General features: G+C 57.7%; 9 protein-coding genes and 2 pseudogenes. 10 read left to right on the top strand and 1 reads right to left on the bottom strand.

Translation table 11 applies throughout. The annotated features are described in order from the left end of the window. Positions 1–268 (top strand): annotated as a pseudogene (tnpA, locus tag CMG77_RS07970) (IS200/IS605 family transposase); the annotation flags it as partial. 727 nt (positions 269–995) lie between these two features. Here tnpA and CMG77_RS07965 read toward each other — a convergent pair. Beyond that, positions 996–1,397: pseudogene (locus CMG77_RS07965) on the bottom strand (MerR family transcriptional regulator). On the opposite strand from CMG77_RS07965, the gene merT reads away from it, so the two are divergent. The 9 genes from merT to CMG77_RS07925 form a co-directional block, all read left to right on the top strand. Beyond that, positions 1,339–1,839: a mercuric ion transporter MerT gene (gene merT / locus CMG77_RS07960; RefSeq protein WP_502691792.1), complete on the top strand. Its 501-nt coding sequence runs from the start codon at positions 1,339–1,341 to the stop codon at positions 1,837–1,839. The pseudogene CMG77_RS07965 and the gene merT sit on opposite strands and share 59 nt — an antisense overlap. A gap of 37 nt (positions 1,840–1,876) precedes the next feature. Continuing rightward, positions 1,877–2,173, top strand: coding sequence for a mercury resistance system periplasmic binding protein MerP (gene merP, locus CMG77_RS07955; RefSeq protein ID WP_286903998.1), 297 nt, complete (start codon positions 1,877–1,879; stop codon positions 2,171–2,173). Positions 2,174–2,202: 29 nt separating this feature from the next. After that, a complete protein-coding gene (gene merF / locus CMG77_RS16165) occupies positions 2,203–2,346 on the top strand; it encodes a mercury resistance system transport protein MerF (RefSeq protein ID WP_439510581.1) in 144 nt (47 codons plus the stop codon). 73 nt (positions 2,347–2,419) lie between these two features. After that, on the top strand, positions 2,420–3,091 hold the full coding sequence (locus tag CMG77_RS16160) for an FAD-dependent oxidoreductase (protein ID WP_502691791.1): 672 nt from the start codon (positions 2,420–2,422) through the stop codon (positions 3,089–3,091). Then, positions 2,982–3,824: an FAD-dependent oxidoreductase gene (locus CMG77_RS16155; RefSeq protein ID WP_502691790.1), complete on the top strand. Its 843-nt coding sequence runs from the start codon at positions 2,982–2,984 to the stop codon at positions 3,822–3,824. Before CMG77_RS16160 ends, CMG77_RS16155 begins: the two co-directional genes overlap by 110 nt. A 273-nt stretch (positions 3,825–4,097) precedes the next feature. Beyond that, a complete protein-coding gene (locus tag CMG77_RS07940; RefSeq protein WP_286806361.1) occupies positions 4,098–4,454 on the top strand; it encodes a hypothetical protein in 357 nt (118 codons plus the stop codon). Between the two features lie 555 nt (positions 4,455–5,009). Further along, entirely contained in the window at positions 5,010–5,339 is a 330-nt protein-coding gene (locus tag CMG77_RS07935; protein ID WP_502691789.1) for a copper-binding protein, read from the top strand. A gap of 700 nt (positions 5,340–6,039) precedes the next feature. Next, a complete protein-coding gene (locus CMG77_RS07930; RefSeq protein WP_286903996.1) occupies positions 6,040–7,386 on the top strand; it encodes a TolC family protein in 1,347 nt (448 codons plus the stop codon). Positions 7,387–7,391: 5 nt separating this feature from the next. Continuing rightward, a partial coding sequence (locus CMG77_RS07925) for a FixH family protein (RefSeq protein WP_286903994.1) occupies positions 7,392–8,045 on the top strand: 654 nt, incomplete at its 3' end.

Below are 8,045 nucleotides of genomic sequence, written 5' to 3'. Positions count from 1 at the left end.
TGTGCAAGGGGATCATGTGCACCTTTTGGTGAAAGTACCTCCAAAAGTATCGATCTCCTAACTGGTAGGTGTCGTCAAAGGTAAAAGTGCCCTACGGGTGTTTACCCGGTTTCCGTATTTGAAGCGGAAGCCGTACTGGGGAAATCACTTCTGGGCCAAAGGCTACTGTGTAGACACCGTAGGAGTCGATGCCGAGATGATACGGAAGTATGTAAAGTATCAGGAAAAGCAAGAGCAGCGTCAGATCCAGATGAACCTACGCCGATGAAATGAACTGGGACAACTCTCAGCCAGCCTTCTAAGAAGGCTGGCTTTTGGCCCCCTTATAGGGGGCATAGAGCAATTCCGGGTTCTTAGAACCCGGATGTTTACTATTTCCGACGTTGTTTTCCCGAATCGGCTTTTGGCCTACGCTGCTAGCCAGTGCTTTAGTAACCGTTGCCTTTTTTTGGTTGTTTTCGTTACTGGTTGGCCAGTTTGGTATTGAGCTGAGGCCGTAGATGAGTTGCCTGACCATTTGTCAGCCGAACTTCTGCAATGGAGCCGGTGCCACTCTGGCCTTGTTCGTGCTTTTAATAGCACGGGCACAGGTCAGTGCGAGGGCCGAGGGCTGTCGTTGCAGGCCATTGGCCGCGAGCAGGGTCACCTGCGAAAGTACCTGAGGCTGGAAGAGGTCAATTCCAGCGGGACCATCCGTGCGGTAAGCTCCTGAATGAGCACAGGGGCTTGCCCTCAAGGCGCAAGTGGTCGAAGGTCCGGCCGTTGCTACGAACCAGTGCTCGACGCTGTACCCGGCGTTCTTGCCAAATGACCCCAGCGATCTGCGCGGGGGTGCTTATCGTTGGGGGTGAGCGCACCGCTTACTTTGTGGTGCTCGTACTCGCCCGCTGATGTATGTGGATGGGCACCCTCAGCCGCTCGATACGTAAGCCTTCACCACTTACAGGTATCGTCAAGAAGTAGGTCCAGCTTTGAAAACGGTCTGTACCCTCTTTCTATCCAACCCCTTTGTGCAACGACGCAATAAGGGGGCAAGAAATATTGCCCTCCTGCGCGCAGCACTGGTCAACCAGGTCGCTCAGNACCGCCTCGATNTGCTTCANTTTGTCGATCTTNTCTCGCACNTCGTNNANNTTTCGCTCNGCGAGANCNCTGGCTTCCTNGCANTGGGCGCCNTCATCNANCNGAAGCANNTCGNNGATNTCATNGAGACTGAAACCCAACTGCTGTGCCGTTTTCACGAACATCAACCGGNCNGTTTCGGTGGCGCCATAGCGTCGAATGCCGCCTGNAGGCCGTTGNGGCTCNGGTATTAACCCTCGGCGCTGGTAATAGCGGATGGTCTCGACTGAGACGTTCGCCGNCTTGGCCAGCCCCCCAATGGTCAATGAATTCATTGTATCTGACATAGGCCTTGACTCCGTAGCTGACTACGGTNTTAAGCTTACNCNATCNAGNAANTCCATNAAAGGTGCANTNGTTATGTNNACNTCCAACTCNANGCGTGGNCCCCTGANTCTNGNCGCNGGTGGGGTCGCGGCGATTNTAGCCTCGGCNTGCTGTCTCGGCCCCCTGGTCCTGATCACTCTGGGTGTTTCGGGCGCCTGGATCGGCAACCTTGCGGCTCTGGAACCCTACCGNCCATGGTTCATTGGGGCTGCGCTGGTGGCAATGGTCTTTGCCTGGCGNCGGATATACCGGCCCGCACAGGATTGCCAGCCGGGCGAGGTCTGCGCAGTGCCGCAAGTGCGCACCGCTTATAAGGTCGCTTTCTGGGTCGTCGCGCTACTCATACTGACCGCACTGGCGTTCCCTTTCGTCTTACCGCTGTTTTACTGAGAGNTNATCCACCCTGNTGACTGAGAGNCCATACACTATGAAAAAGTCCCTGATCGCTGCCGTACTGTTCACGCTATTCAGCCTGCCCGCACTGGCGGCGCAACAAACCGTTACCTTGTCCGTTCCCGGCATGACCTGTTCGGCCTGCCCGATCACCGTCAAANCCGCTCTCAANCGGGTGGANGGGGTGAGCGCTGTCGAAGTTCGCTATGAAGAACGTGATGTGACGGTCACTTTCGACGATGAGAAAACGTCCGTCGAGGCACTCACCCAGGCAACAACCAATGCGGGCTATCCGTCCACGCTGCAACAAGCCGGAACCAAACAGGAGTAGCCATAAAAGATCCCAATCCTCTATTGCGAGTGAGCATTATTGGAGCGGTCATAGTGGCGCTGTGCTGTTTTACGCCGGTCCTGGTGGTTCTATTCGGGGCCGTCGGCCTGGCCTCGTTGACCGGCTATCTCGATTACGTGCTGTTGCCCGCGCTCGTATTTTTTTCGGCCTGACCTGCTACGCCCTATGGCGCAAAAAGCAATACGACGCCTGCTGCGATAGCCCCTCTACCAAGGAGTCACATGAATGAGTAACGACAACCTGCATATTGCTGTGATTGGCAGTGGCGGCGCTGCCATGGCCGCCGCCCTGAAGTCATCGGAACGCGGAGCCCGGGTCACGCTGATCGAGCGTGGCACCATGGGGGGCACCTGCGTGAATATCGGCTGTGTGCCATCCAAAATCATGATCCGGGCCGCGAACGTGGCCCATCTACGCCGCACCAGTCCGTTCGACGAGGGTATTGCGGCGACCGAGCCCTCCATTGACAGGCCCCGCTTGCTGGCCCAGCAACAGGCCCGGGTTGAGGCGCTTCGTCACGCCAAATATGAGGGCATCCTTGACGACAATCCGGCGATCACTGTCTTGAAGGGTGAGGCTCGTTTTATCGATGCCAATACATTGCAGGTAACGGGAGCCGACGGCACGGAACGCGAGGTGCGCTTTGACAGAGCGTTCATCGGTACCGGCGCGCGGCCAGCCATCCCCCCGGTTCCAGGCTTGTCCGGTACGCCGTACTGGACGTCCACCACGGCACTGGCCAGCGACAGCATTCCGAACCGGCTGATTGTCATTNGNGGCTTCCGNCGTGGCNGTGGAACTGGCCCAGGCGTTTGCCCGGCTGGGCAGCGANGTGACCATTCTGGCGCGCAGCCGGCTGTTTTCCCGGGAGGACCCGGCCGTGGGCGAGGCCATTGAAACCGCTTTCCGGGCCGAGGGCATCAAGGTATTGAACGGCACGCAGGCGAGCGAAATCAGCTATGCCGATGAGGAGTTCGTGCTCGACACAAACGCCGGGGAACTGCGGGCTGATCGGTTGCTGGTGGCCGTGGGACGCACACCGAACACCGAGATGCTCAACCTGGATGAAATCGGCGTCGAGACGGATCGGGGGGCCATTGTCGTGGACGAGCAGCTTCAGACGCGAGTGCCGGGCATATACGCCTCCGGTGACTGCACCAATCAACCCCAGTTTGTCTATGTGGCGGCCGCAGGTGGCAGCCGGGCAGCGGTCAATATGACCGGCGGCGATGCCCAGCTGGATCTCAGTGCCATGCCGGAGGTGGTTTTTACCGATCCGCAGATCGCGACCGTCGGTTTATCCGAAGCTGACGCCGAGGCAAAAGGCTACGCCACCGACAGCCGTACCCTGACTCTCGACAACGTGCCGCGGGCCCTNGTCAACTTCGATACCGGAGGGTTCATCAAACTGGTCGCCGAACGTGAAAGTGGACGGTTACTGGGCGTGCAGGCCGTGGCGGGAGAAGCAGGGGAGCTGATCCAAACGGCGGTGATGGCGATACGGGCACGCATGACGATTCAGGAAATCGGAAATGAATTGTTTCCCTACCTGACCATGGTCGAAGGCCTCAAGCTCTGCGCGCAGACGTTCACCAAAGATGTGAGCCAATTGTCTTGCTGTGCCGGGTAGGCGGGCTGAGCCTTTGTCTCGGCAGGAGTTCCTGATGCCCCTACGCTGGCGGTAAAAGCAGACCTAACGGCCGTGTGGCGCCCCGTCCGACGTAGGTAATAATAGGTTGCAGATAAATGGGTTGTGGACGGGTCATCGGGATGATTAATGTTGTGGTATTCTATTTGGAACTTCGAGCTAGACGGCAGGTCCTAACTGCCGTGATTGAGAATCCGACCTATTCATCGGAGTAACCGGCACAGAGTCATGCTGAAGCGATTGACGAGCCTATTCATGCAAACCGTGATGGTTGCCGCACTGATCCTGTCAGGGTCCGGGGTGCAGGCTGGCCTAGGTATGCCCATGGAGGGTATGTCGCTCCAGGAGCCAGGTATGAACCCCGCCTGTGTCATGAACATGACGAACGAGAAATTGGTCGCCATGTCCGATAACGGCAGTGGTGCAGCGCCTGATTGCCAGATGGACGCTGACAGCTGCCATTCCACCTGCGCGAATTACCAGTCCGTCAACGGCGATACGCTGGCTTTTTACTCGGGTGCCATTTCCTTCCTTTCTACCTCCACTATCTTGGCGCCCATTGCCGCCCAGTACCCGATCGACCATCCGCCTAAACCGGCATCCTCGCTGTAAATCCGTCTTTATTTACGGTTATTTGCACCTATAAAGTCGATGCGGCATTTGGCCCGTCGATGTGCATGCCATTTTTCTTGCGAGGACAGATTATGAAATCACTAACCTTGACCAAAGCCGTTATTCTTTCTTTCTCCATGGTCGCGGCCAGTATGGCAACCGGGTATGTGAGCGCTCAAGCGAACGCTGACCGGCGCTCTGATTCCATACCCAGTCGACCAACTCATAAATCCATCACTAAAAACAACNCCAAGGAGGACAAAATGATGAGCTCAATGAAGGACATGATGGAGCACTGCCGAATGATGCACGAAAAAATGCATCAANNCATGATGGAGCNGGACNNCAGNCCGAGNNCTTCCCTNGAGCAGNCGANACAGGAGGCTAAGNGNCACTNACGNTGGTTGNNGCGTCAANGGCCTGGCNGGNCTTTGGCGCCNNATTCANTTNTGCGNATCNTGNGNNNGTAAAANACNCGNNGTGCNGAAATTCANNCCTAAGCGTCCTNTCAGGACNANTTANTNNAAANCTAAGNATATTTAGAGGAAANATATTATGAAAAACGTAATTGGAGCGACAGCTATCAGCTTNTCGGTACTTTTTGNAGGCNNTNNNGGANCGGNTGCACTTGTGCCTGCCGTTTACGCACAGGAAGCGGTGGAAACGCATCAAACGACCGCGACNGTAAAAAGTGTCGACAAAGAAAGCAATCGCGTCACCTTGGCCCACGATCCGGTCCCAACTTTGGACTGGCCGGCCATGACTATGGGCTTTGCGGTTGCCGACAAAGCGCTACTCAAAGACTTGAAAACGGGGGAGAAAATCTCGTTTACATTTACCAAGAAGAACGGCAGATTCGTGGTGACTGACATCGAAAGCCGTTAAAACGGCGAAGCACCGAGCGCAGGTGAGGGCCTGCGCTCGGTCCCAAAGCGGCCCGACTCATACTCGCGATAGCAGGGCAAGTCACTTTGAGCGAGCAAAGAAGGGAAAGTGTTTTTTCAGGAGTCGGTAGACGTGNTAAAGTTACNCGNTCAATACTTTANGTAGATTGCACCCAGGACAGATGATTAAACGTAATCGTTGGCTTATAGTGGTTCCGTTGCTCCTCATGCTTTGGGGACNGTTTACCTATGCCTGCGAGACCATGGAAATGCCGCCCCAGCCGGTGTGCTGTTGTGAAGACGGCATGGCAGGCTGCGACAAGGCAGCACCTCCCCCCTCGGAGGAAGGTTGCGAACATGTTGGCTNGAGCGCGTTGTCAGCGTCCTGCTGTGATGTCGAGTACCAATCGGGATTCGAAGACGCCGCACCTGCCTCGTCAAGCGCTGACCAGGTACTGACGTGGTCGGGTATGGTCGCCTTGCTGTACTGGCCCCATCTGGANGCGCTGTCTTCCCTGTCCCCCGTGGCCCCTCCCTCTGACCCCGACTGGCTCCTTGCCCAGNCCGAAAGCGGTCGTACTGTCTATCTCTCTACCCTTCGTCTGCGTATCTGATTAACCCCTCTAAACTGTTATGAACGTTGGCTTGCCTTATATAAGGAAGCCGAGGGTTTTTCGTTATGCCGATTGAGGGTACTTCCCATGCGCAACCAAGTGGGTGGCCTGATGGCCCTGGTGGTACTTATCGTACCTCTGACGGGCATCGCTGCGCCGCCATTACACGAAAACAATCCGTCCTTGCAGGATGTACAGGTGCTGACCGCCGAACAATTGGTGGACGCCGTACTGGCCCGCAACGCGGGTCTTCAAGGGCTGACAGCCGCGGCCGACGCGGCGAACTACCGTATTGAGCCCGCCGGCGCTCTGGATGACCCCATGCTGACTTACGCCGGGGCGCCGAAAACCGCCGGTGGGCCCCGTGGTTTTCAGGAACGGGTGGAGTTGAGCCAGAGCCTCCCCTGGCCGGGCAAGCTTGGCCTTCGGGAAGACGTGGCTCGCGCCCGGGCCGAGGGTGAGGAACAATCCCTGGCGGATGGCCGGCTGACCCTAAAGGCGACCACGAAGAGCCTGTTTGCCGAATGGGCTTATATTCACCGCACGCTGCAAATCAAACACGCTCACCGCGATCTGCTGACCGAACTGCGTAGCGTTGCTGAAACCCAGTACGCGTCGGGTCGGGGGAGACAGCAGGATGTATTGCAAGCCGAAGTGGAACTGGCCCGTATTGATGCCGACATCGTCACTCATCAGCGGCGCCGACGAGAGGTGCAGGCGNTGATCAATGGGTTGCTGAACCGTTCCCCCCAAAGCCCCTTGCCGCCGCCGGCATCACCGCCCACACCGACCGAACCACCCTCGTTGGNGGCGCTGCAAGAGATCGCCCTGGAGGAGCACCCGGAGTTGCGCCGGATNCAAGCGCGCATTGCCGAGGCNNACGCCCGGCACGGTCTGGCGGAGAAGGATTATTTTCCCGACTTTAAACTGTCTGCGGGTTACAACACCTTGTGGGAGGATGCCGACAAACAGTGGATGGTCGGCGTCAGCATCAACCTGCCATTTGACTTTTCCGGCAAGCGCAGTGCCACTCAAAATGCTGCCAAGGCCGAGGTCACACGTCACCAGTGGCAACTCACCGATCGGGAGGCGCAACTGTTGGCACGATTGGAGCAGGGGCGTGCGCAGGTGCAGGAGACCCGAGAGATCGTNGCCATCCACCGCCAGCGGCTGGTGCCCCTCGCCGAGGAAAGCCTCAACGCCGCCGTGGCCGATTACCGAGCGGGGCAAGGCAGCTTTCTTTCGGTCATTGATGCCGAACGGCAACAGCTGCGTACTCAGGACAACCTGGCGCGCGCCCATGCCGATTATCTTCGAGCCCTGGCGGCCTTGGAGCAGACGGCCGGCCAACCCTTGGCCAATAGNCGTTCGCACGCCACCCAGATGAATCGGGCATTGACGGGTACTGCCGGTCAGCCCCCTGAGCAAGAGTAACCATCATGACTCAACGCACTACATTTATTTCGCTGTTTGTTATCGGGTTGCTGGTAGGTGTTNCCGGCATATTGGGCGTTCAGTGGCTCTCCAGTGAGGANGCCGCCANGNCGGNTCCTGATGAGGAGCCCTCCCTTAGCGCCNCCTACCAAAGCGGTCCCTTTCAATTGGGGGTCGAGATTGACCCGAAAACACCCCNGGTCGGTGAAAACGACCTGACCTTGGTATTGCTGGATGACTCTGGAGAGCCGGTCAGCGGTGCCTCCATCAAGGCTGTGGCGGAAATGCCCGCCATGGGCGCCATGCCCGCCATGCANGCTCCGGCTGACATGCAGGAGGTTGAGCCCGGTCTCTACCAGGGCACCTTTGAGCCCTCCATGGACGGTAGCTGGCCGCTGACCTTGCAAATCAGCAAGGAAGGCGTGGGATCCNCGCGGGCCAATTTCGATTTGGCTGTCGGACGAAAGGGCTTGCAGCCAGCCGGGGGCGTGACAGCTTTGAAGCGACAACAAGCGGGCACGATGGACAAGAACAGTGACGGCGAGTTGCCCTACCGCAGCGGCCCCTATCGCCTGGATGTGTCGATTGACCCTACCACGCCACGTGTGGGAGAGAACATCCTGAGCGTGGCTCTGCGCAATGCCGACGGTGCCCCACTG

This window comes from Marinimicrobium sp., assembly GCF_002695945.1.
GTDB lineage: Bacteria > Pseudomonadota > Gammaproteobacteria > Pseudomonadales > Cellvibrionaceae > Marinimicrobium > Marinimicrobium koreense.
Note: the sequence above shows the minus strand (reverse complement) of the source record. Positions and strands in the feature narration are given on the sequence as shown.

What these genes read in the sequence shown, in the direction of transcription:
- CMG77_RS07940 (WP_286806361.1), top strand. Translation starts at nt 4,098, where the DNA reads ATGCAAACCGTGATGGTTGCCGCACTGATCCTGTCAGGGTCCGGGGTG.